At 57.7% G+C, this 22,144-nt stretch carries 16 protein-coding genes and 4 tRNA genes; 8 read left to right on the forward strand and 12 right to left on the reverse strand.

All coding sequences use genetic code 11. The annotated features are described in order from the left end of the window. Nucleotide 1: 1 nt before the first annotated feature. Together Q675_RS22705 and Q675_RS22710 are read right to left on the reverse strand one after the other, a co-directional pair. Nucleotides 2–3,769 carry a translocation/assembly module TamB domain-containing protein gene (locus Q675_RS22705; protein ID WP_023009850.1) on the reverse strand — a complete coding sequence of 1,256 codons (3,768 nt, stop codon included), beginning with the start codon at nucleotides 3,767–3,769 and terminating at the stop codon, nucleotides 2–4. Beyond that, nucleotides 3,766–5,514 carry an autotransporter assembly complex protein TamA gene (locus tag Q675_RS22710; RefSeq protein ID WP_023009849.1) on the reverse strand — a complete coding sequence of 583 codons (1,749 nt, stop codon included), beginning with the start codon at nucleotides 5,512–5,514 and terminating at the stop codon, nucleotides 3,766–3,768. Before Q675_RS22710 ends, Q675_RS22705 begins: the two co-directional genes overlap by 4 nt. A 205-nt stretch (nucleotides 5,515–5,719) precedes the next feature. On the opposite strand from Q675_RS22710, the gene Q675_RS22715 reads away from it, so the two are divergent. After that, nucleotides 5,720–6,724 (forward strand): hypothetical protein, encoded by a 1,005-nt coding sequence (locus tag Q675_RS22715; protein WP_023009848.1) that lies wholly within the window; start codon nucleotides 5,720–5,722, stop codon nucleotides 6,722–6,724. Between the two features lie 13 nt (nucleotides 6,725–6,737). Here Q675_RS22715 and Q675_RS22720 read toward each other — a convergent pair whose 3' ends face one another. The 4 genes from Q675_RS22720 to Q675_RS22735 all read right to left on the reverse strand — a co-directional run bounded on the left by Q675_RS22720 (nucleotide 6,738) and on the right by Q675_RS22735 (nucleotide 10,098). Beyond that, complete coding sequence (locus tag Q675_RS22720; protein WP_023009847.1) at nucleotides 6,738–7,247, reverse strand: shikimate kinase; 510 nt, start codon at nucleotides 7,245–7,247, stop codon at nucleotides 6,738–6,740. After that, nucleotides 7,244–8,470, reverse strand: a complete 1,227-nt coding sequence (sstT, locus tag Q675_RS22725) for a serine/threonine transporter SstT (protein ID WP_014421019.1) — start codon at nucleotides 8,468–8,470, stop codon at nucleotides 7,244–7,246. Before sstT ends, Q675_RS22720 begins: the two co-directional genes overlap by 4 nt. A 126-nt stretch (nucleotides 8,471–8,596) precedes the next feature. Next, a tRNA-Met gene (locus tag Q675_RS22730) sits at nucleotides 8,597–8,673 on the reverse strand. Between the two features lie 108 nt (nucleotides 8,674–8,781). Next, the gene (locus tag Q675_RS22735) at nucleotides 8,782–10,098 is read right to left on the reverse strand and encodes an acetyl-CoA C-acetyltransferase (protein ID WP_023009846.1); all 1,317 of its coding nucleotides are present in this window, start codon (nucleotides 10,096–10,098) and stop codon (nucleotides 8,782–8,784) included. A 191-nt stretch (nucleotides 10,099–10,289) separates the two neighbouring features. Here Q675_RS22735 and Q675_RS22740 point away from each other — a divergent pair, with 191 nt between their 5' ends. After that, complete coding sequence (locus tag Q675_RS22740; RefSeq protein ID WP_022991640.1) at nucleotides 10,290–11,696, forward strand: 3-oxoacyl-ACP reductase; 1,407 nt, start codon at nucleotides 10,290–10,292, stop codon at nucleotides 11,694–11,696. Nucleotides 11,697–11,827: 131 nt separating this feature from the next. Here the strand turns inward: Q675_RS22740 and Q675_RS22745 are convergent. From Q675_RS22745 to Q675_RS22770, 6 genes are all read right to left on the reverse strand, one after another. Beyond that, nucleotides 11,828–11,903, reverse strand: a tRNA-Val gene (locus Q675_RS22745). Nucleotides 11,904–11,912: 9 nt separating this feature from the next. Further along, nucleotides 11,913–11,989 (reverse strand) — tRNA-Asp (locus Q675_RS22750). Nucleotides 11,990–12,031: 42 nt separating this feature from the next. Beyond that, nucleotides 12,032–12,107, reverse strand: a tRNA-Val gene (locus tag Q675_RS22755). 179 nt (nucleotides 12,108–12,286) lie between these two features. After that, nucleotides 12,287–12,556: a hypothetical protein gene (locus tag Q675_RS22760; RefSeq protein ID WP_022991641.1), complete on the reverse strand. Its 270-nt coding sequence runs from the start codon at nucleotides 12,554–12,556 to the stop codon at nucleotides 12,287–12,289. A gap of 45 nt (nucleotides 12,557–12,601) precedes the next feature. Then, nucleotides 12,602–13,459: a DUF2846 domain-containing protein gene (locus tag Q675_RS22765; RefSeq protein WP_022991642.1), complete on the reverse strand. Its 858-nt coding sequence runs from the start codon at nucleotides 13,457–13,459 to the stop codon at nucleotides 12,602–12,604. A gap of 117 nt (nucleotides 13,460–13,576) precedes the next feature. After that, complete coding sequence (locus Q675_RS22770) at nucleotides 13,577–14,536, reverse strand: hypothetical protein (RefSeq protein ID WP_023010605.1); 960 nt, start codon at nucleotides 14,534–14,536, stop codon at nucleotides 13,577–13,579. 186 nt (nucleotides 14,537–14,722) lie between these two features. Between Q675_RS22770 and purE the strand changes: the two genes are divergently transcribed. From purE to Q675_RS22800, 6 genes are all read left to right on the forward strand, one after another. Further along, complete coding sequence (purE, locus tag Q675_RS22775) at nucleotides 14,723–15,214, forward strand: 5-(carboxyamino)imidazole ribonucleotide mutase (RefSeq protein WP_011785495.1); 492 nt, start codon at nucleotides 14,723–14,725, stop codon at nucleotides 15,212–15,214. A gap of 163 nt (nucleotides 15,215–15,377) precedes the next feature. Beyond that, the gene (locus Q675_RS22780) at nucleotides 15,378–16,496 is read left to right on the forward strand and encodes a 5-(carboxyamino)imidazole ribonucleotide synthase (RefSeq protein WP_023009845.1); all 1,119 of its coding nucleotides are present in this window, start codon (nucleotides 15,378–15,380) and stop codon (nucleotides 16,494–16,496) included. 73 nt (nucleotides 16,497–16,569) lie between these two features. Then, complete coding sequence (gene sodB, locus Q675_RS22785) at nucleotides 16,570–17,148, forward strand: superoxide dismutase [Fe] (RefSeq protein WP_011785497.1); 579 nt, start codon at nucleotides 16,570–16,572, stop codon at nucleotides 17,146–17,148. Between the two features lie 256 nt (nucleotides 17,149–17,404). Next, nucleotides 17,405–19,465 (forward strand): putative bifunctional diguanylate cyclase/phosphodiesterase, encoded by a 2,061-nt coding sequence (locus Q675_RS22790; RefSeq protein ID WP_023010606.1) that lies wholly within the window; start codon nucleotides 17,405–17,407, stop codon nucleotides 19,463–19,465. 23 nt (nucleotides 19,466–19,488) lie between these two features. Further along, nucleotides 19,489–20,076 (forward strand): LemA family protein, encoded by a 588-nt coding sequence (locus Q675_RS22795; protein ID WP_022991647.1) that lies wholly within the window; start codon nucleotides 19,489–19,491, stop codon nucleotides 20,074–20,076. A 10-nt stretch (nucleotides 20,077–20,086) separates the two neighbouring features. After that, complete coding sequence (locus Q675_RS22800) at nucleotides 20,087–22,066, forward strand: M48 family metallopeptidase (protein WP_023009843.1); 1,980 nt, start codon at nucleotides 20,087–20,089, stop codon at nucleotides 22,064–22,066. The last annotated feature ends 78 nt before the right edge of the window (nucleotides 22,067–22,144 follow it).

Here is a 22,144-nt window from a genome sequence, read left to right on the forward strand (position 1 = left end):
CTCAGAAGTTCCGTGTATAGAAAATATCCAGTGAGGCCGCCAGACCACTGGCGGCCTCCAGATAGAAGTAGCGGCCCAAATCGTAGCGCAGGGCTACCGTGGTAATGGGTTCAAATATGCCAACACCATAACGGAGGCTTAGTTCGTCTGTGATATAGCCGCTCGCCACCACGGAGGCCTGCTCCCCTGAACCCTCCGCCTCCAATGTCAGGTTACGGATACCCAGCTCGTTTCCAATACCTTGTGTGATCTTGCTGGCCTGGGTAAGACCCAGTGACAACGCAGCCCGGCTCATCTGCCCCTCATCCCCCTGGCCCCGGGGCGGACGGCCAAGAATAACGTACGACAAGGCATCACTCTGCGGCATCGACGGTTCCGAGAACACTTCCGTTTCCGGCTCATCCACCGGGCCGGACAACCGGATCCCGGCAACCACCGTATCAACTTCACGGACTGCCTCAATGTCCAAATAGGGTCGGGTCAGCGCACCTACAAAGAGAATCCGTGCCCGGCGCAGGTCCAGTTCCTGGCCAAAGGCTTCATAGCGACCATTCACTAACTGCAGCGCACCCCGCGTATCCATGTTGTTGCCAATGCGCAACGTGCCTTCGAGGTTGCCGGTGACACCAAACGCGGCAAACGACACCTCATCCTCACCGACCACCACCGTCACATCCATCAGCATCGACCGAATGGCAGGTTCTTCCCGTTCGACACCCACGATGACTTCATCCTCGGAAACCGATACCGCCGATGGGGGAACGCTCTGGATTTCGATTTCGCCTCTGGGCACCTCAACGCGGCCGGAGACCGACAGCTCTCCAGATTTGAAGGCAATATCCAGATCCGGCGCCACCTCCAACCGGGCATAAGGTTCCAGCGTCACCGGCAGCCGTTCGCCTTTCAGGTTGATCGCGACTTGCGGCGACTGTGCCCACTCCAAGCTCCCGGAGACCTGGCCCTTACTGCGATCATTGCTTTTCCAGCGCCCGCTGATATCGGCCGACTGCCCCCTAAACTCAAGCACTACAAGCAATTCCTCCAGTGGCAGGGGAAGGCCAGGATCAAACACTCGCCCTTCACTAAGCACCAGCTCGCCGGTGACGTCAGGCTTCATCAAGGGACCGTTCAAACGACCACTGCCATTAACCCGCCCCTGAATGTCTTCAATACCGTTAAATGCCGAGAGGAAGGCAAGATTAAGGGCCTGGAGCCGGAATTCACCATCAACCGTGCGGTCACTGGCCAGAGGATCCACAGCAAGATCCAGGTCAAACTGGCCAAGTTCCGGGCCGCTGAAATCCAGGCTGACATTGGCCTCATCCGGTTTAAGATTAGCCTCAACCACTAGCTGGTCATGAGTGATGGGCTGCCAGTCGTCCAGCACCAGAACCCCGAACTCGCCGGCGCCAGCATCAATCCGGATAGTGCCATCAGGACCCGCATCCGTGAGTGCTACGGCAATGTCGGCGTCTATAGTCGATTGCCACCGAAAAGTCTCTGGAAACAACGGTGCCAAAGCACTGGCCGGGAAACCTCGCACTTCATAAGCAATGCGGGAGTCTGGCCACAGTCTCTGGTCAGCCGCACAGACCGAGCTTTGCTGCCAGCGCCAGCAGTGACTGCCAAGTTCAAGAGTCCCGGCCACGTAGGTGAGATCCGCTCTCGTATCCAGCTGCCAGATCTGCCCTGGCTCTGGTACGGAAATCCGACCCCGGGTCAGCTGTCCGCGCCAATCCGGTAGTTTCTCTCCCAGCCCGCCCGCGAATTCCAGCTCAACCGAAGCTTCAGGATGATCGACTTGCAAAGCCAGGGTGTGGCGCTCCCGGGTGCCGCTGAGGGACGCTACAACCTTGTCGAGTTCCTGGCCAGCGAGACGCAGCTCAGTGCCCGACAGATCAAGGTCCAGCACCCCGTCACTATCAAGTCCCGCCTCAAGCTGCGCCTCGGTAACCAGGAATTGATCCTGCCAGGCCAGATTGCCCGCCGTCAGTGAGAGCTCAGCTTCCGGAGCTTCCGGCGAGCCAGCCAGCCGAAGCCGTCCGGCAGCCTCCCCACCCAGACCAGCCAACAGTTGTTGCGGTGCGGCAAGATCAAAGCGCAGGTCGCCCGCCAGAGATTCGCCATACCGTCCACTGCCCTCAAGCCGGTTATCCCCGACGGACAGGTTGAAGTTTTGCACAACCCAGTCTCGCCCCTGGGTGGACAAGGTTCCTTTTGCCTGTGCCGGCTGCTGCCGCCATTGGCCGCTGAGATCCAGATCTGCGAATAATTCGGGCAGCGCCCCCTCCCGCAACTGGCCTCGGGTAGCCGCCGTTCCATTCAAACGCGCTTCCAGTTGCGGCACCCAAAAGCCCGGATTGAATCGATCGAGCTCAAACTGCGCCTCCCAGCTCAGCGGCCCGGAAAACACCAGTTCTGCCTGTCCGGAAAGCGCGCCGGCACCGGTGGTCATGTCCAGCTGGCTAAGGCTCACCGATTGCAGATCCCCTATCAGCCGGGATGTCAGTTCGGCTTCACCCAGGGGCCCCGCCACTGAAGCATCCAGCGCTGCCTGATAACGACCATTACCATACTGAACCTGGCCATCCAGACGTTTCAGCACAACCGGTGGCGGCTCCAGGCCCGGAATCAGGCCGTACCAGGGAAACTCCTCCAGGGTTATGTCTGCGCTGGCATCAATACCGTCACGCCAGGATACCTTGCCGTTCGCACCGAAGCGGCCATCGGAATTGCCCTCCCGATCCCGCGCGATCATCGTAACCTCGACGCCGGAAGCGCCTTGGAGGGTCACCAGACCCTGAACTGACGCCTCCACTGGCCCGGTGGACGCCGGGAGCATCGCCCGGGTTCGGGTATCGAAGCCCCGAGCCAGGCTACCATCGAGTTCCAGCCGCCATTGGCCCAGCGTCAGGGTTTCAGGCACGGCGCTGTGCGGCCAAAATTTCGGCGACTGAAGCTTCAGGGTAGCCGGCAGATCGACATCAAGCGGATCCAATTCCCCCTCAAGGCGGGCATCGAGGTAGCCGCTGCTGGCGCCTGCCAAACGAAGATCCCGGGCGCTGCCGGACAGATCCAGGGCAATCTGCCAGTCGTCTCCGCTCGGTGGTGGCAAGGTAACGTTGACTGAAAGATTCAATGGCCAGTCCCGACGCATCTCGGCTCGGCCATTGGCGGTCACCAGAATATCACCGCGTTCATACAGAAGGTGGTCAATGTTCAGGGTGGCACCCGACGCCCGGGAATCCAGCTCGACCCGATTCCAGACCAGGTTGTCATTTACCGTCAGTGCCCCGAGCCGGACTTCACGGATATTCACACCCAGGGGCAGATTGACTGAAGGCAACTGGATATCACCTCGTGGCTGATCAGCCTGGTCGGGGGATTCCTGCACAGTAACCGCGATACTGGCCGCCTTGAGCGTGTCCAGACATACCGTCAGCTCAAAAAGGCACGACGGTGACCAGTCAATTTCCGGTTCGCTCACCTGAACGCCAACACCATAGCCCTGCCAGACCAGGCCATCGGCCCGCCACTGCCCCAGCATCGAGCCCTCGGCAGCTTCCGTCCGCAGGCCTGGTACCTGTTCAATGACCCAGGCGGTTCCCGTCTCACTGCGCAGGGCCAGCAGAACTGCAACCACCAGCAACAGGGGCACCAGCAGCAGTACCAGGACAATCACCAGCGGCCAGAACCACCAATGCCGGGATTTTCGGGTTTCCGGTTCGGCATCCGGGGCCTGTGTATTTCTGGATTGCGCCTCGGTCACAGTTCCGGCCCCATGGAAAAGTGAATCCGCCAGCCACCGCCAAGCTCCTCATTCAAACCCCTGGCAACATCCAGGCGAAGCGGTCCCACGGGGCTGACCCAACGAATCCCCACCCCAACACCGGTCGCCAGCGGATCAAAGACATCGTTCACGGCATTACCCTCATCCACAAAGGCGGCCACACGCCAGTTCCTGGCAAACTCATACTGGTACTCAGCACTCCCCACAATGAGATATCGACCGCCAACGGCCACACCATCGCTGTCCTCCGGTGAAAGCGTCTCATAACCATACCCTCGTACGCTTTGGTCACCACCGGCAAAGAACCGCAGAGAGGGCGGCACATCGGAAAAATTATTGGTGGCAACACCGCCGAAGTTGAATCGGGCAAGAAAACGATGGTTGTCAGCCAAGGTGTACAGACCCTTGGCAAGCAGATTGACATGCAGAATATCCGCATCTGAAAGCACAGCCCGGTGGGCCCCGGTAACATCCAGCTGTAAACGGAATCCCCGGGACGGATCCAGTGGCGAATCCGCCTGCAGCTTTGAATAGCTCACACCCGGCAGAAGCAGGCTGGAGGTTCCTCGCTCACCGTCACCAATGCGAAAGCGCTCGCCTTCCCAGCGCATCGACAACACCTGCATCCAACCGTTGTCCAGTTGATGGTTCCATTGCTGACCGAAGGTCAGGCGTTCGGACTCAACGTCTTCCACATGTTCCCGCTGATACCCGGTGCCCAGGCGGATGGAATCGGTCATGGGCGGGTCAAGAGGCAGTTCGTACCAACCACTGACACTCTGGCGCAGTTCAGAGAGCTCGGTATCTGCCCCTCTCTTGTGCCCCATGGAGTTAATATAGTGCTCACGCCAGTTGCCGCGGAAACGCGGCCCCACATCGGTCGAGAACCCGACACCCGCAGAGACCGACCTGGGAGGCCTTGGGGTCAGACCGATATTCACTGGAATAACACGATCCTCGGCCTGGGAAGGTGAGGCATCAATGTCGACGCCAGAAAAATACCCACTGTTGGACAGATCCCGGTTAAGCCGCGCCACCTTGTCAGCATGAAACGGCTCGCCCGGCTCTGTGGTCACAAATTGCCTCAGCAACTGCTCCTCAAAACCATGGCCTTCGAGAAAGGTGACTTCACCCAGTTGGTAGCGTTCACCGGTGCGATAGGTAAGCAGGATATCGGCGGCGTTGGCTTTCGGGTCAACCTTCAGCTTTCGGGTCTCATACTCACCATCAAAATAGCCCAGGCGCCCTGCCCGGTTCTGTATCGACTGCCGTAAACCGTCGTATTCACCATGATTCAGAATGTCACCCTCCCGAGGGCGCTCCGGAAGGTCTTGCACCAGGTCGGGATCGTCTGCCCCCGGACCCTGAATATCCACACGCCGGGACCGCACGCGCACTGGCTCGCCCGGAATAATGGTCAGCACCAGCTCCGCCGACGCTTCATCCTGTTCATTGACCTGCCAGCGAATGGTCGGGTTGTAATAACCCAGAGCCCGGACTGCTTCTTCCACCTGAGAGACGGCGCTGGAGGCATAGCGGCGAAGTCCGTCAGCGGTTCTGTCCTGCACCTCACCCAGCAGGATTTCCGCGTTCTCCTGTAATTGGTCGTAATCCCCCTCGACCTCCACCCGAACCTGGTTGGCTAATACAGAACTCGCCTGCCATAACAGCAGCCATATCACCGACCTGATTGCTGCTTGAATGTGAGTCCCGAATAACCGCATCAAAGGATGGCTGCCCTGACCAGATAAAGTGAGTGTTCCCTGTCACAGGGGCGAGAGTTTACCCGCAAGACCGGGGCGCTATCCATGCCCGCCGTATTAAGATTAGCAGCATAACGCCGCTTCCGTTGCCACCGCCAGTCTCGTACCCGTTCCAGAAATAGGCTAACCTGTCAGACACTTATAGAGCCATAGACAGGTCCTACGGATGCTTCATGTAAACCGCGAAAACCTGAAATCCAGTCATCAGCTGATCTGGTTCGTGATCGACTTTCTGATGCTCGGCCTGTTGATCGTCAACCTTTCGTTCATCATCTGGGATTCCATCTACAACTTCGTGGCTGTGCAGAATCTCCTCAAAGACTACGCGCCGGCACTGCAATCTGCCTACCACCCCATTCATGAACGCTTCATCTTCTACGACCTGATCTTCGTGGCCATTTTCCTGAGCGAATTTGTACTGCGCTGGGGTTATTCAATCAGGGCAAAAGTCTATGACCGCTGGTACTTCTATCCGTTCATCCACTGGTACGATCTGGTGGGCTGCATTCCGGTTGGCAGCCTCCGGTTTCTGAGAATCCTGAGGGTGATCTCTATTATCTACCGGCTGCATCAGTACAAGATCATCGATTTCACCAACACCCGGCTGTTCCGGTTCGTTAATTTCTACTACGAAGCATTCATGGAGGAGTTGTCTGACCGGATTGTCCTGAAAGTACTCAGCGGTGTTCAGGAAGAAGTTCGGCGGGGCTCGCCTCTGTTTGAGCGTATCCAGCAGGATATTCTTTATCCGCGGCGGGAAATGCTGTCAGACTGGATTTCAGAACGGGTGGCAGTGGCAGCCAAGGAGGGTTACGTACCAAATCGCAGCGCATTGAGGGCCTACCTGGAAAACCGGGTTGACCAGGCCTTGAAGCAGAATCTGGAGCTATCCCGATTGAAATACCTGCCAGTGGTGGGGCCAACCATCCAGGACACACTGGAGAATGCGGTGGGTGACATTGTCGCCAATGTGATTCACCAGATTCTCGAAGACCTGGCCTCCACTTCTAACCATGCGTTTATTGAAGATATCGTCAACGTGTTCCTGCCCGAACCTGGCCAACAACAGGAAGAGGCCGAAAACGAAGCGCTAATCAACCTGATACTGGAGGTGATCGACGCCATCAAGGACCAGGTCCGGGTCAAACACTGGCGCGAGAATCTGCCCTGACAGGAGTTGCTCGTTACTGTGGCAACCCATCGATGACCGCCTGACAGACCTGTTCCTGGTTCAACCCCTGGCCCTTGATGGCCAGGTCCGCGTAGCGGGTATAAAGGGCGAAACGCTCTTCAAATAACGCTTCCAGCGACTGGTCGGGCCGACGGGAGATACCGCGGAGGCTGTAATTGCCGATACGTCTGCGCACCTCATCCAGAGAAATATCGAGAAACACTACGGTGCCCTTCTGCCTCAGGTGTGTCATCGCGGCCTCACTGTACACCGCGCTACCACCGGTGCTAATGACCTGACCTTCAACCTCAAGAGCCAGCAGTACCTGCTCTTCAATCCGGCGCAGGGCCAGATAGCCGTCCTGGTCAACGATCTCCTGCAGCGTTCGCCCGGCCTGCTCCTGTATCAGCAGATCGGTATCGATAAACCCCAGGCCCAGGCGTTTTGCCACCAACACCCCGACGGTGCTTTTGCCGCTGCCAGGCATGCCGATAAACACCAGATTTCTGCGCCCGATGGTCATGCTGCTTCACGAGCCTCTGCCGAACGGCAGGCCGCCGCGGTGAACAGAACATCGGTTGATGAGTTCAATGCGGTTTCGGTGGAATCCTGAACCACGCTGATGACAAAACCAATGGCAACCACCTGCATGGCCACTTCCGTGGAGATACCAAACAGACTGGTCGCCAGCGGAATAAGCAGCAGTGAACCCCCAGCCACGCCGGAAACCCCGCAGGCCGCAATAGACGAAACCACACAAAGCAGCAGTGCGGTCGGGAAATCCACCGGAATACCCAGGGTATTCGCAGCCGCCAGGGTAATCACGGAGATGGTGATGGCGGCACCGGCCATATTGATAGTGGCACCAAGCGGGATGGAAATAGCGTAAGTATCCGGGTCCAGCCCCAGCCGGTCACACAGGTTAAGGTTAACCGGGATATTGGCAGCGGAACTGCGGGTAAAAAAGGCGGTGATGGCACTGCCCCTTAAACAGGCGAATACCAGGGGGTAAGGATTCTGGCGGGTGTGGAGGAAGACAATCAACGGATTGGTCACCAGAGCCACAAACAGCATACAGCCAACGATGACCGCCAGAAGGCGGCCGTATTCCAGCAGCGCGCCGATGCCGGCATCTGCCAGGGTATTGGCAACCAGCCCGAAGATTCCCAGGGGCGCAAACCGGATAACGGCCCGGACAATGCCGGAAATTGCATCGGACAGGTCGTTCACCACTTGCCGGGTGGCGTCACGGCCCTGGCGCAGCATTAATCCCAGACCAACGGCCCAGGCCAGAATAGCAATGAAGTTCCCCTCCATCAGGGCGCTGACCGGATTCGTCACCGCGCTCAGCAGAAGATTGCGCAGGATCTCGACGACCCCGCCAGGCGGGTTGCCGCTGACCTCCGGAAGCTCCAGCGTGAGTTCCGTGGGGAAGACAAAGCTGGCGATCACCGCTACCACAGCCGCCACCAGCGTACCGATCACATAGAGCAGCAACACCCCACGAATGTGGGTTGGCTGTCCCTGCTGGTGATTGGCAATGGCTGCCGTCACCAGCGCAAACACCAAGATAGGCGCAACCGCTTTCAGGGCGGATATAAACAGTTGGCCAAGCAGAGAAACCGATTGGGCAGTATCAGGCCAAATCACGGCCAGCAAAACGCCGGCAATGATTCCGATGGTAATCTGGGGTATCAACCCCATCTGCAGCAGGGGGCGTACAACGCCAAGTCGCCGGGAAGACATCTTTGGGCTCCTTTTGCTTGGTCAGAAAGGGGCATCACCCGGCAATAATGGCCATGGGAATAATCTGCCGCCCAGAAAGCAAAAAAGGCAGATCAGTGAAGGTAACTGACCTGCCTTTTTCTTTTTTGGTAGCGGGAGCTGGATTCGAACCAACGACCTTCGGGTTATGAGCCCGACGAGCTACCAGACTGCTCCATCCCGCATCAAACTTTTCATCAATCAGGTAGAGGCCCGATCAACGTGGCGCGAATACTATAGCTCTGGCCGCCAGCTGTCAAAGAGGATTTCGGTTATTACCTATCCCGCCCGGATCAGCGCTCCAGAATTGCCGTCACGCCCTGGCCGCCAGCGGCGCAGATTGAGATCAGGCCACGACCACTACCTTTCTGCTCCAGCAGCTTGGCCAGCGTGGCGACAATACGGCCTCCGGTCGCGGCAAACGGATGCCCCGTGGCCAGACTCGAACCCTTCACGTTCAGCTTGTCGCGATCAATGGTGCCCAATGGTTTTTCCAGCCCGAGGCGCTCCCTGCAGAATCCCGGATCTTCCCAGGCTTTCAGGGTAGATAAAACCTGTGCCGCAAATGCCTCGTGAATCTCATAGAAGTCGAAATCCTGAAGGGTCAGGCCGGCCCTTTCCAGCATCCGGGGTACGGCATAGGCTGGCGCCATCAGCAGGCCCTCTTTCTTGTCGACGAAATCCACAGCAGCCACTTCGGAGAAGGTCAGCCAGGCTTTGACATCCATGTTATGGGCCTTTGCCCACTCTTCGCTGGCCAACAGCACTGCCGACGCGCCATCGGTCAGCGCCGTGCTGTTGGCTGCAGTCATGGTGCCGTTTTCCCGATCAAAACAGGGCTTGAGGGTGGCCAGTTTTTCCAGCGTGGTGTCCGGACGCAGGATATTATCTTTATCGAGACCGGCCATGGGAGTCATCAGATCGTCGAAAAAGCCCTCCTCGTAGGCCTTTGCCAGCTTCTGATGACTCTCCCAGGCCAGGCGATCCTGATCTTCACGGGCGATACTCCATTCTTTGGCAGTCACCTGGCAGTGGTCCCCCATGGACATGCCTGTACGGGGCTCGCCGTTCTCCGGAATCTCCGGCACCAGATGGCTCGGCCGGAAACGGCCAAGAATTTTCAGGCGCTCCTTGGTGGTCTTGGCACGGTTGAGGTCCAGCAGGATTTCCCGGAGCCCTTCGCCCACCCCGATCGGCGCATCAGACGTGGTATCGGTGCCGCCGGCAATGCCGCACTCGATCTGCCCCAACGCGATTTTGTTCGCCACCAGAATCGCGGCTTCCAGGCCGGTTCCGCAGGCTTGCTGGATATCGTAGGCCGGTGTTTCAGGTGCCAGACCACAGCTGAGAACCGATTCACGAGTCAGGTTGAAGTCCCTGGAATGCTTGATCACGGCGCCCGCGACCACTTCGCCCATTTTCATGCCGTCCAGATTAAAGCGATCCACCAGCCCACGAAGCGCCGAAGTCAACAATTCCTGGTTACTGATCTTGCTGTAGGCAGTATTGGAGCGGGCAAACGGAATACGGTTACCGCCAATAACGGCAACCCGTCGAATGCCCTGGCTTGCCCCTTTCACGGGTGATGAGGTTTTCTTTGCCTGTGCCATCGCTGTGTTTCCTTGTGAGTCAGATGATTCTGTTTCGGTTCACCGATACTGTTGATGAGTCTAGCGCCTGACGGCAGTCTCTCATTGGCAACTCTGACAACGCACAACCTGCGTTCAGTCAATACAATAGCTGGAAGATTCCTTACCCTTTAGGCTAATTTGCAATCAACCAGATGCACAAGGAAGAAAACATGTCTGACCTCTACCTCAAACTCGTGAATACCCCGGTGGGAAAAACCGCCGCCCAGTCTCTTGGCTTGCCGTCACCGGCCCCGCTGAAACGCCTCAAGCGAGTGGATCAGCCTTTTATTGAGGGCGACGTCCTCATTGGAGCCGGCAATGGTGCCCGCGCCATCGCCACCCTTGGCAGCATTGTTGGCGCCAGCCCGGCCACCCTGCACCACGCCACCGGGCCGGAAACCCTGGCCGAATCGGCCAAGACAAGCAACAAGGCTCAGGCACTGGATATCACCGGCGAGGTCTCCGGCAAGTTCTCGGCACTGATTTTCGATGCGTCCGGCCTGCAGAAACCGGATGAATTGCGCGCCCTGTATGACTTTTTCCACCCCACTATCCGGAAACTGGCGACGAATGGCCGGGTTCTGGTGATTGGCCAGGACCCGCACACTTGCCGCAAGGCGCCCCAGGCCGCTGCACAACAGGCACTGGAAGGCTTCGTACGAGCCGTTGGCAAAGAGATCGGCAAAAAGGGCGCTACCGCGAACCTGGTCTGGATAGCACCCAATGCTGAAAACCAGCTGGATTCCTCGGTTCGGTTCTTCCTGTCGCCACGCTCAGCCTACGTCTCCGGGCAGGTGGTTCGCATCGGCAAAGCCGACGAAGCCAAAGCCACCAATCCGGTCGCACCATTGGCAGGCAAAGTGGCCCTGGTGACCGGCGCGTCCCGAGGCATTGGCGCCGCTATCGCTGCAACCCTCGCCAGAGATGGGGCAACCGTCATCGGGCTCGACATTCCGCCGGCACTCGAGGAATTGCAGAAAGTAACCGGCGCTCTGAAAGGCAAGGCGCTCGCCTGCGACATCACCGACGAAAAGGCGCCAAAGCTGATCGCAGACTTTATCGAAAAGGAAACCGGCGGTGTCGACTTCGTCATCCACAACGCCGGCATCACCAGAGACAAAACCCTAGGCAACATGCCCGAACATTTCTGGGATATGACCATTGCCGTCAACCTGACCGCAGAAGAGCTGATTGACGAGGAACTGGCTGAGCGCAAACTGATACGGGAAAACGGCCGCATCGTCTGCATTTCTTCGATCAGCGGCATCGCAGGCAATTTCGGCCAGACCAACTACTCCTGCGCCAAAAGCGGCGTGATCGGCTATGTCGAAGCCATGGCCCGTCATCTGAAGAACGGCATCACCATCAATGCCATTGCCCCGGGCTTTATTGAGACCCAGATGACCGCCGCCATGCCGTTTACCATCCGTGAGGCCGGTCGACGCATGAACAGCCTGTCTCAGGGCGGGCAACCGGTTGATGTGGCCGAGGCTATCGCCTGGTACTGCAACCCAGCGTCTGCGGGCGTGAACGGGAACGTGGTTCGGGTATGTGGCCAATCCCTGATCGGCAAGTAATTCAGAAAAGGCACTACAGGAAGAGGCCGGTCAGGGTAACCCTGCCCGGCCTTTTTGCGGCTCACCAAAGGAGCTTGGCGTTTTCTGAGGGAATAAAAAAAGCAGACCAGATTGGTCTGCTTTTTAGAATCTGGTGGGTGGTGCAGGGATCGAACCTGCGACCCTCGCCTTGTAAGGGCGATGCTCTCCCAGCTGAGCTAACCACCCAGGGTAAGGTGGCGGAGCGGACGGGACTCGAACCCGCGACCCCCGGCGTGACAGGCCGGTATTCTAACCAACTGAACTACCGCTCCGCATCGATTCAGCTTTGCCGAATCTGAACTCTGTTTTGAAAGTGGTGGGTGGTGCAGGGATCGAACCTGCGACCCTCGCCTTGTAAGGGCGATGCTCTCCCAGCTGAGCTAACCACCCACTTTCGCTGCCTTACTTTACTTCAGGCTCAAAACAGTCACTTGCTGCGCTTGGCGCCTGCTGAGTCAGCGTTGCTGTCTCAACCAAGTGAGACGCGCATTTTAAGCATTTCGCTCACTGTGTCAAATGTTTTTCCGAAAAATACTGAACTTTTTTCCGAGACGCTCTCAGGCGAACATTTATTGATCAAAATCAGAACGTTGTACTGTTTTACCCTGCTCAGGGAAGTGCCGTATTTCCGCAGACTTCTGGCCTGCCTGCTGCCCCTTTCGCTTCAGAGCCAGCTCACTCACTCGCGCCCGGCGCTCGCCAGGCACCGCCTGACTGGCAAGCGCCTGGTTAAGGTCATCCAGGCGTTGCCGAGCCTCCCGCCAGGATTCCTCAAGCAACGGACCAACCTGCCCGGCCAGCCTGCCAATACGCAGCCGGAACGTATCTTTGAAGGACATTTTTTTTATCTCTCTTCACTACACCATCCCCAGTGTAGACATTGCCTAGAAGATCCACCAGCCTCCCGATTCTGCCTCTTCCCTGCGCTCGCGCTCAAGTTCCAGTTGGGCATACTCCTGCTCCAGCGCCTTCAGCTTGCGATCGGCTTCCAGCGGTACCGTTGGCCCACCCCCGAATGGCCAGAACCAGGAGGTCTCCTCATATTTACCCTGCTGCTGCAGACGCTCAATCTCCAGCTCGCGCTCCTGCTCAAGAGCCAGCTTCCGCTTCTCGTAGTCGGTATCTTCGTTAACTTCGACAATCGACGTTGCGGCATGGTTCGGCGCCAGTAGATCGCTGTTCAGGAACAGCGTGGACACAATTTCGTCCGACTGCATGGCGTATTCACGGGTAACCAGTTGCAGCTCGCCGGAGGCCAGCGGGTGCTCCGGATCCAGGTCCGGATGAGGACGCGAGGGCTCCTCCAGTTCGTTGTATCTCAGGTAGTAGATCTTGCCAGGCTCCACCTTCAGAGTGGCATCCGCAATCAGGCTCAAACTGAAGGAGTTCAGGCCTTCAAGCCCAAGCAAAGGCCGACGCATGGCGATGTGCCGTTCACCGGGGCTCACTTCCAGCCAGGTAAAGCTGTTATTGCGAATGTTGAAATAGTGCTTGTCGTCAATATAGACGCTGGGAGACTCGATCTCATCCGCCGCCCATTGGGAGTGGGTACGGTAGAAATACAACAAGGCATTGCCCTGATCCCACTGATCGGTGTCGATATGCACGAAATCATGGCCCGACACCGGGTGGAGAAAGCCACCCACACTCTTGCCGATAGACTGATAAACGGTGCAGCCAGACAACACCAGAAAGCACGCCACAACGGCGGCACTTTTAACGAAAGGCACTCGGATTTTCATTGTTATGCACTCTTCATCCCTTATCGAGTAGGGACGATCATAACAACTGGCCACCACAAGAAATGAGAGCTACCGCAAGGGATGAATACAAACCGTTACATTCACCCCCGGCAACCGTTACTGCCCTGAGTTCGACGCCCTGAGCTGATTGACCTCCTCCGACAGGCGCACGAGGCGTGAGGTAAGTTGGGCACGGGAAGCATCGATGGATTCCACGGTCCGGGCCAGTTCTGCCAGTCGATTCCGCAGCGCCCGAACATCACCGGCTCCTGCGAGGCCGTCCGTTCGAGCCTCGACGGAGGACAGCCGGCTTTCAATACCATCGATACCCAGTTTCTGCTCCTGCTCAAACCGGCGGATACGGCTCTCTACCACCTGATCGATATCACCGATCTGCTGACTCAGCCTGGTCAGTTGCGACGTCGCCTCATTATTTGCCTGCTCCAGCGCAGCCACAGACGTCTCCAGCTTCTGGCTCAGTTGGGCGATATCTCCAGCAAACGTGGTACGAACCTGCTCGAGCGTGGTTTCCAGATCTGACACCGATTTGCCGGTCTCGGCCAGATTCTGATCCAGCACCGAGAGCCGCTGACCATGCTCCTCAAGCTGTTTCCGGTTGCGCTCATTAGCAACCACCCAGAGCTTGCGGATTTCACTGTTGGCGGTCTCAACCTTTTCCGCATTGGCCGCTATCTTTTCCTCCAGAGAGGCACCCCGCTCCTGCAAGGATTCCCCGGTTTCCGAAAGCTCGCCCTCAAAACGGGCCAGCGCCAGCTTACTTTGCCGCGCCCAGTAATCCGCCTCTTCCAGTTGACTCTCCAGCGCCGCGATGCGCTGACTCTGGCTATACCACCCTGCGCCAGCAGCCACCGCAAGCCCGAAAATCGCCCCCCAGACAAGAACTCGTCCACCACGACCACCGCCTCCGCCAGAGCCCGCAGCTGCACCTGGCGGCCTGGCTTTGGGAGCCCCACGCCCAGTCTCACGCTCTTTACTGGCACGAGGGGTTCGCGCTTCCCCGGCGCCGATCGGGGGTTCTGCTCTCAGCTCATCTTCGTCCGGGCGGATGGGTTCCATTACAGCTCCTGGAAATGGATGGTTTAATTGTATAACCGACGATAATACCTGCAGTTACGGACAGGTTAAAATGAAGGCTTTTAAAGAAAGCGCTCCGGCACCCGGACGCCCGGGCTTGCCGTGTTGCACGGCAACTGGCCAGAACATACAATGGCCGGCTTTCCAATTATCACAGGACTGTTGCTTATGCAGCCGCTTGTTGGACTCATCATGGGCTCCAAATCTGACTGGCCCACCATGGAACACGCTGCCGATATGCTCGACAAACTCGGCGTGCCCTACGAAACCCGGGTTGTCTCCGCCCATCGCACACCGGATCTGCTTTTTGATTACGCCAAGACCGCGGCCGATCGCGGACTGAAGGTCATCATCGGTGGCGCCGGCGGCGCGGCGCACCTGCCGGGCATGGTTGCCTCACAAACGTCTTTGCCGGTGCTGGGCGTGCCCGTACAATCAAAAGCACTGAATGGCCTGGATTCGCTGCTTTCCATCGTGCAGATGCCAGGCGGCATTGCTGTTGGCACATTGGCGATTGGCAAGGCCGGCGCCACCAACGCAGGCCTGCTGGCAGCACAGATCGTTGGCACGTTCGACGACAAGGTTCGCCAGGCAGTGGAAGACTTCAGGAAAAACCAGACCCAGACGATTCTGGACAACCCTGACCCCAGGGATCAATAACCTATTACCGAGACCAGGCGAGCGGGCCGGGGAGGGCTTTCCAAAACACGCTACAAGCACCTCGCTGTGCGCTTGTTTCGGGCCGTCCATGGCCCTCAACAGTTTTGGAAAGCCCTCCCCGGCCCGCTCTGGCGTCGCCCCAAATAAAGAGCAGGAGAACCAGATGAGAATCGGTGTACTCGGAGCCGGCCAACTCGGGCGCATGCTGGCCCTTGCCGGATACCCCCTCGCAAAGGAATTTGTGTTCTACGACATGTCCGGCAGCCCCAGCGCTGGTCTGGGGGAAGTCATTGTGGATCGCGACGGCAGCTACCTGGACGACTTCCTCTCCCGCGTCGACCGCGTAACCTACGAATTCGAGCACCTGCCTGTTGAAGTGGCGGAGAAGCTGGCCCAACACAAGCCGGTTCACCCCTGCCCCAGGGCACTTCAGGTTTGCCAGAACCGGGAGGCAGAGAAAACCCTGTTCGGCCAGCTTGGCATTCCAACGCCGGAATGGAAAATCGCTGATAGCGCCGCTTCCCTGAAAGCCGCTGCCGAGGCACTTGGCTGCCCGGTGGTAGCCAAATCCATCACTGAGGGCTACGACGGCAAAGGCCAGGCCGTCCTGAGAGATCCGGAACAGGCAGAAGAAGCCTGGACCGCCATCGGCCACCCCAGGGTAATCGTGGAGAAGTTCGTTAACTTCAAACGCGAAGTGTCCATCATCGCTGTTCGCGGTGAGGATGGCGATGTGGCCTTTTACCCCATTGCCGAGAACAGCCACCACGAGGGCATACTGCGCTACTCCATTGCCCCGGCACCCGGACTGCAACCCCACATCCAGCAAGATGCTGAAAAGTACATCAAGGCACTATTGAACGAATTGAACTATGTGGGCGTACTGACTCTGGAACTGTTTGAGACCGAGGACGGCCTGGTAGCAAACGAGATGGCTCCACGGGTCCACAATTCCGGGCACTGGACCATTGAGGGTTCCATGACCAGCCAGTTCGAGAATCACATTCGCGCGGTCAGCGGACACGCTCTGGGCAATGTTCAGGCACGCGGCCTGAGCTGCATGATTAATATCATCGGCGAGCACGGCGACATTGAACGGATGCTGGAACTGCCCTACGCTCATCTTCACCTCTACAATAAAGGGGAGCGCCCAGGGCGCAAGCTCGGGCATGTGAACATTCTGGCAGACAGTTATGAAGAGCTGGTCTGGCGGGTCCGGAACTGCGCTCAGTTTCTGCCCGGCAGCCCCGAGTTTAAAAGCTCTCTCACAACAAAGGGTTGATTTAACTCAAACCGCCCTTATATTGCGAGAGTGTCAACTCACATAAACAGAGAGAACCAGGGAGAACGACCTCATGGCATTTGAACTTCCCGCACTGCCTTACGAAAAAAACGCACTGGAACCGCATATCTCTCAGGAAACCCTTGAGTACCACTACGGCAAACATCACAACACCTACGTAACCAAGCTGAACGGTCTGGTTGAAGGTACTGAGAATGCCAACAAGTCTCTGGAAGACATCATCAAGAGCGCCAGCGGCCCGCTGTTCAACAATGCAGCCCAGGTATGGAACCACACCTTCTACTGGCACTGCCTGAGCCCGAACGGTGGCGGTGAACCCACCGGCGCTGCCAAAGAAGCCATCGAGAAGGCCTTTGGCTCCTTCGAAGACTTCAAGAAAGAATTCAACGACAAGGCCGCCAACAACTTTGGTTCTGGCTGGACCTGGCTGGTGAAAAAAGCTGACGGCAGTGTTGCCATCGCTAATACCAGCAACGCCGAAACTCCGCTGACCGGCGCCGACAAGCCGGTACTGACCGTTGATGTATGGGAGCACGCCTACTACATCGACTACCGGAACAGCCGTCCGAATTACCTGGAAGCGTTCTGGAACCTGGTCAACTGGGATTTCGTGAACGAAAACCTGGCCTGATCCAGCCGGAACAACGGTAGGTAGCAACAACCTGACCGTTGACCAAACGCCCGCACGGGAACCCCTGCGGGCGTTTCTGTATCTGAATGCGACGAAACCGAAACAAATCGACACACGCATCCACAAGAAACTCTGAAAAAATCGTCCATACTCCATGAAGTTGAAAGGAATCTGAACCATACTGTCATGTGCCGCGTGATAGATCCTGCCGCAGGGTCCGACAGAACCAATCAGACAGATGAGCCAAGAACAGCGGATGCAAAAAACCTTTGAAGTAGAGAACCACCTCGGATACCGCATTCTCCGATGGGTACTGCTCGTCGCGTTGCTGAGCGGTATTCTGATGAGCGCGGTACAGGTGGTGCTGGATGCAAAGAGGGTATCCGCTGAACTGGAGCGTGATGCAGCCCAGACCCTTGCCATGGTGGAAGACTCTGCCACCCAGGCCGTTTTCAGCATTGATGACACGCTCGCCCAACAGGTGGTGGATGGACTGTTCGCCCTGGAACCCATTCACATGGCCAAAATCACCCATCCCGACGGTGATGAACTGGGTGATCGGCTACGGCCTCTGCAGGACTCCCCGTTTCGCCCTTTAACTGATCCGATATTCGGCCAGGTTCGCGAATACCGCGAGAGTCTCACGCGAGGCAGCAATCCGGATCTTGTCTACGGCTATCTTGAGGTTCACTACGACACCGCCCCCTATGCTCGAACCTGGCTCGGCCGAGCAATGGTGACGTTTGCATCAGGCATTGCCCTGGCACTCATTCTTGGCATCGTACTGTTCGTGGTGTTCCATCTGCTGCTGACCCGCCCGCTGCTGCGCATTGTGCAGTCGGTCAAAAAGGTTGATCCGGCACATCCGGACGATCGTCTGGTGTCGATTCCGGAAGGACACCGGGCCGATGAGCTTGGCCTTTGGGTTAACGCCACCAACAATCTGCTTGTGGCTATCGGCGACACCCAGAAAAAACATCGTGAAGCCGAAGACCGGGTCACCCGCCTTGCCCGCTACGACACACTGACCGGCCTGCCCAGTCGGGATGCCTTTATGGAAGATCTGCAGGGCGCTATCGAACGGGCCAGAGAAGGACACAGCTCGATCGCGCTTATGGTCTGTGGCATTGATGACTTCAAATCCGTCAATGAACAGTGCGGTTTCCGTACCGGGGACACCATCCTGCAAACCGTCGCCAGTCGCCTGACCGCCAATCTTTCCTCAGACAGATTCAATGTCGCCCGACTGGGCAGTGACCAGTTTGTCATCGTTGAAAAGCACCTGCGCGATGGCTTCCAGGCAGCAGAAACCGCCGAGAAGGTACTCGCTACCATCGGCTCCCCCATCAATTCGGGCAACCACCGGATTTCCATGACCGCCACCCTGGGGATTTCCCTGTTTCCGTCAGATGCCGACCAGGCCGATCGCTTGCTCCAGAGCGCCGAACAAACCATGGCACTGGCGAAGCAGACCGGGCACAACCACTTCCAGTTCTATGTGGCCAGCATCGACAAGGAAATTCGCGAACGCAAACAGATGGAAAAGGACCTGGCCCAGGCCCTCGCAAACCACGAATTCCATCTGGTCTACCAGCCACAGATCAATCTGGAGACCCGGCGCGTTATTGGTGCAGAAGCACTGCTGCGGTGGGAACACCCTGAACACGGCATGATTCCCCCGGACCTTTTCATTCCGGTAGCGGAAGCGAATGGTTCCATCTTCGAGATTGGTCAATGGGTCCTGGATCAGGCTTGCTGGCAGGCCGCTCGCTGGGCATCCGAAGGTACTCACCTCAGAATCGCCGTGAACCTTTCCGCCGTTCAGCTACGCCAGGAATCCATTGTTGACGATATTCTCAACACCCTGAAACGTCATAATATTCCGGCGGGACGCCTGGAACTGGAAGTGACCGAAACCAGTTTTATGACCAACCTCACCGATGCGGTCGCCAAGCTGCATCGGCTGCATCGGGCCGGCATCAGTATTGCGGTTGATGATTTCGGCACGGGCTATTCATCGCTGACCTATCTGAAGCAGATGCCGGTACAGCATCTGAAGATCGACAAGCAGTTCATTCGGGACCTGCTGATCAACGAGGAAGATACCCGAATTGCCAACACCATCATCGACCTTGGCAAGAGCCTGAATCTGACCGTCGTCGCAGAAGGTGTGGAAACAGCAGAGCAGGAGTATTACCTCAGCCAGCGTGGCTGCGCGCTTGCTCAGGGGTATTTCTTCTCCAAGCCCCTGTTACCCAGAGATTTTGAGAATTTCGTACAGACTTTCCACGCCCGGATCGTGGAAAATAACGCCTGAACCTTTAGCCCTTAGGAGTAGTCATGGGAACGACTGTCATCGGTCTTGTAGTAATTGCCGTTGTCATCCTCTATCTGGTGTTTATCTACAACCAGCTCGTCTCTTTGCGCAACCAGTTCAAGAATGGCTTTGCCCAGATTGATGTCCAGCTGCAGCGCCGCCACGATCTGATCCCGAACCTGGTGGAATCCGCCAAAGCCTATCTGGACCATGAAAAGTCCACCCTCACCCAGGTGATGGAAGCGCGCAATAACGCGGTCAGTGCTCAGAAAGATGCCGCCCGAGACCCAGGCGACAGTACCAAGATCCAACGCCTTGGAAGTGCCGAGAACCTGCTGACCAAAGCCCTCGCCAACTTCTACGCCGTGGCCGAGAATTACCCTGAGCTGAAAGCCAACGAGACCATCCAGCAACTGATGGAAGAACTCTCCAGCACCGAGAACCGCGTAGCGTTCGCGCGCCAGGCATATAACGATGGCGTGATGACGTACAACATCTTCCGCGAGAAGTTCCCTAACAATATCGTGGCCGGCCTGTTTGCGTTCAAGGAAACCGCCCAGCTGCAGCTCGAATCTCCAGAGGCCCGCCAGGCTCCGAAAGTCAGTTTCTGAGGCCTGATTCATGGCGAGCCCCGGTTTCTTCCAGCGCCAGGCCAATGCCCGGCGCAACACTGGCCTGTTGGTCGTTCTGTTTCTAACCGCAGTCACCCTGATTACTCTGGCGGTCTGCCTGGTGGGTTACATGGTCACCCGCAGCCAGACCTCAGCCCTGCCCTTCCATTACTGGCTGCTGTCCAGCCACGGCCTGACGACCGCCGGTGCGGTGGTCGCGCTGATTGGCATCGGTTCCCTGGTACGCTGGGTGGATCTGGCCGGAGGCGGCACCCGGGTAGCACGAATGGTGGGCGCTCGAGCTATTGATCCGGATACCCGCGATCCGGAAGAACGCAAACTGCGCAACATCGTGGAAGAAATGTCGATTGCCAGCGGCGTGCCGGTACCGGAACTCTACGTGATGGACCATGAAACCGGCATCAACGCCTTTGTCGCCGGCTATACCCCTGGTGAAGCGGTGATGGTGGTCACCCATGGGGCCCTGACACAGCTGAACCGTGACGAACTCCAGGGCGTGGTAGGCCACGAATTCAGCCACATCCTCAACGGCGATATGCGCATCAACGTGAGGTTGATCGCCCTGCTGGCCGGCATCCTGATGATCGGCCAGATTGGCCAGTTTCTCCTGAGAGCTGGCTTCTACAGCAGTGGACGCAGCCGAAATCGGGACGGCCGGGCACAGGCTGCCATGGGCCTTATCGGGTTGGCCTTGATGGTGATCGGCTATGTCGGCGTGTTCTTTGGCCGGCTCATTCAGTCGGCCGTCTCACGCCAACGGGAGATGCTGGCCGACGCTTCATCCGTTCAGTTCACCCGTAACCCCGAAGGCATTGGCGCAGCCCTGTTCAAAATCGGAATGAAAGGCGGGTATCTGGACACCACCAGCCACGCCAGCGATATGAACCACATGTGCTTCGGCGAGGCGGCACGGATGAAATTCACTTCCCTGCTGGCTTCCCACCCTCCCATTGACGAGCGGATCAACGCCATCCAGCCAGGGCTGATGGCCCGCCTGCGCAGCAGGCTCAGGGATACCGAACCGGGATCACGTTTGCAGGGGCAAGGCACCAGTCCGGAGAAGGCAGGCATCGGAGACCTGGTAAGCCAGGTGGTCGAACCCGCTCAAGGCACCCGAAAGTACAGCCTGTCCCCTCTGGCAAGCTCCCTGAGCAACGAATCTCCGACGGCAGGCCCTGCGCTATCCAGCCGCGTTGGCACGGTTTCCGCGGACAGCGAGCGCTTCGCCAGCAACCTCCTGCAGAGGCTGCCATCGACCTTTCGCAACCTGTTATACACCCGGGCTGGTGCTGTACAGCTTTGCTATGGCCTGGTGATTTACGAACTGGCGGACGTCGAGCAAACCGAGAGGCTTGCTCTCATTCCAGAGCACTCCGTGCTGGGCGCCCAACCCGAATTGCTTGGCAAACTGCTGCCATCCCTGCTCGAACTTGGCGAGCGTGCACGTTTTCCAATGCTTGAACTGGCCATGCCGGCATTGCGAAAGCTCGATCCGGAGGAGAGGGATACCCTTCTCGCAAACGTTCAGAAGCTGGTTCAGGCGGACAACCGGGTGACCCTGTTTGAGCTCGCGCTCACCACGTTTTTGTGGCGGCATCTGGGCCGTGGTTCCGGGCAGGTCGTGCCCGTGAAATACCGAAGCTTCCGGCAAGTCAAACCCGCCATAGAACAAGTGCTGAGCCTGTTCGCCCGGGCCGGCACCGAAGCACCGGAAAAGGCTCAAGGGCTCTATCAGGAGGCTATTTCAGGGTTTGGCAACGGAAACGACGAAACCCTGCACAGCAAGATCACCATGCAGAACCTGAGAGCTGCTCTGAATGTTCTCAGCCAGCTCTCACCACTGCTGAAGCCTGCCATTATTGATGCCTGCGGACATTGCATCAGCCACGACGGTAAGGTGGAAGTTAAGGAATACGAATTAATGAGACTGGTCGCTGACCAACTGGACTGCCCTATGCCCCCGCTCTGAGGGCAATCGAAAGCACTGCTCCACTTCACATCGCCAACGGGAGTATCAGACAGCGTGGTTATCCACGCTGTCTGGCCA

The sequence above is a fragment of the Marinobacter sp. EN3 genome (assembly GCF_000475315.1).
Lineage (GTDB): Bacteria > Pseudomonadota > Gammaproteobacteria > Pseudomonadales > Oleiphilaceae > Marinobacter > Marinobacter nauticus.

Coding starts and splice junctions, on each gene's coding strand:
- Q675_RS22710 (WP_023009849.1), bottom strand. CDS start 5,514: ATGCGGTTATTCGGGACTCACATTCAAGCAGCAATCAGGTCGGTGATA.
- Q675_RS22715 (WP_023009848.1), top strand. CDS start 5,720: ATGCTTCATGTAAACCGCGAAAACCTGAAATCCAGTCATCAGCTGATC.
- Q675_RS22720 (WP_023009847.1), bottom strand. CDS start 7,247: ATGACCATCGGGCGCAGAAATCTGGTGTTTATCGGCATGCCTGGCAGC.
- sstT (WP_014421019.1), bottom strand. CDS start 8,470: ATGTCTTCCCGGCGACTTGGCGTTGTACGCCCCCTGCTGCAGATGGGG.
- Q675_RS22735 (WP_023009846.1), bottom strand. CDS start 10,098: ATGGCACAGGCAAAGAAAACCTCATCACCCGTGAAAGGGGCAAGCCAG.
- Q675_RS22740 (WP_022991640.1), top strand. CDS start 10,290: ATGTCTGACCTCTACCTCAAACTCGTGAATACCCCGGTGGGAAAAACC.
- Q675_RS22760 (WP_022991641.1), bottom strand. CDS start 12,556: ATGTCCTTCAAAGATACGTTCCGGCTGCGTATTGGCAGGCTGGCCGGG.
- Q675_RS22765 (WP_022991642.1), bottom strand. CDS start 13,459: ATGAAAATCCGAGTGCCTTTCGTTAAAAGTGCCGCCGTTGTGGCGTGC.
- Q675_RS22770 (WP_023010605.1), bottom strand. CDS start 14,536: ATGGAACCCATCCGCCCGGACGAAGATGAGCTGAGAGCAGAACCCCCG.
- purE (WP_011785495.1), top strand. CDS start 14,723: ATGCAGCCGCTTGTTGGACTCATCATGGGCTCCAAATCTGACTGGCCC.
- Q675_RS22780 (WP_023009845.1), top strand. CDS start 15,378: ATGAGAATCGGTGTACTCGGAGCCGGCCAACTCGGGCGCATGCTGGCC.
- sodB (WP_011785497.1), top strand. CDS start 16,570: ATGGCATTTGAACTTCCCGCACTGCCTTACGAAAAAAACGCACTGGAA.
- Q675_RS22790 (WP_023010606.1), top strand. CDS start 17,405: ATGCAAAAAACCTTTGAAGTAGAGAACCACCTCGGATACCGCATTCTC.
- Q675_RS22795 (WP_022991647.1), top strand. CDS start 19,489: ATGGGAACGACTGTCATCGGTCTTGTAGTAATTGCCGTTGTCATCCTC.
- Q675_RS22800 (WP_023009843.1), top strand. CDS start 20,087: ATGGCGAGCCCCGGTTTCTTCCAGCGCCAGGCCAATGCCCGGCGCAAC.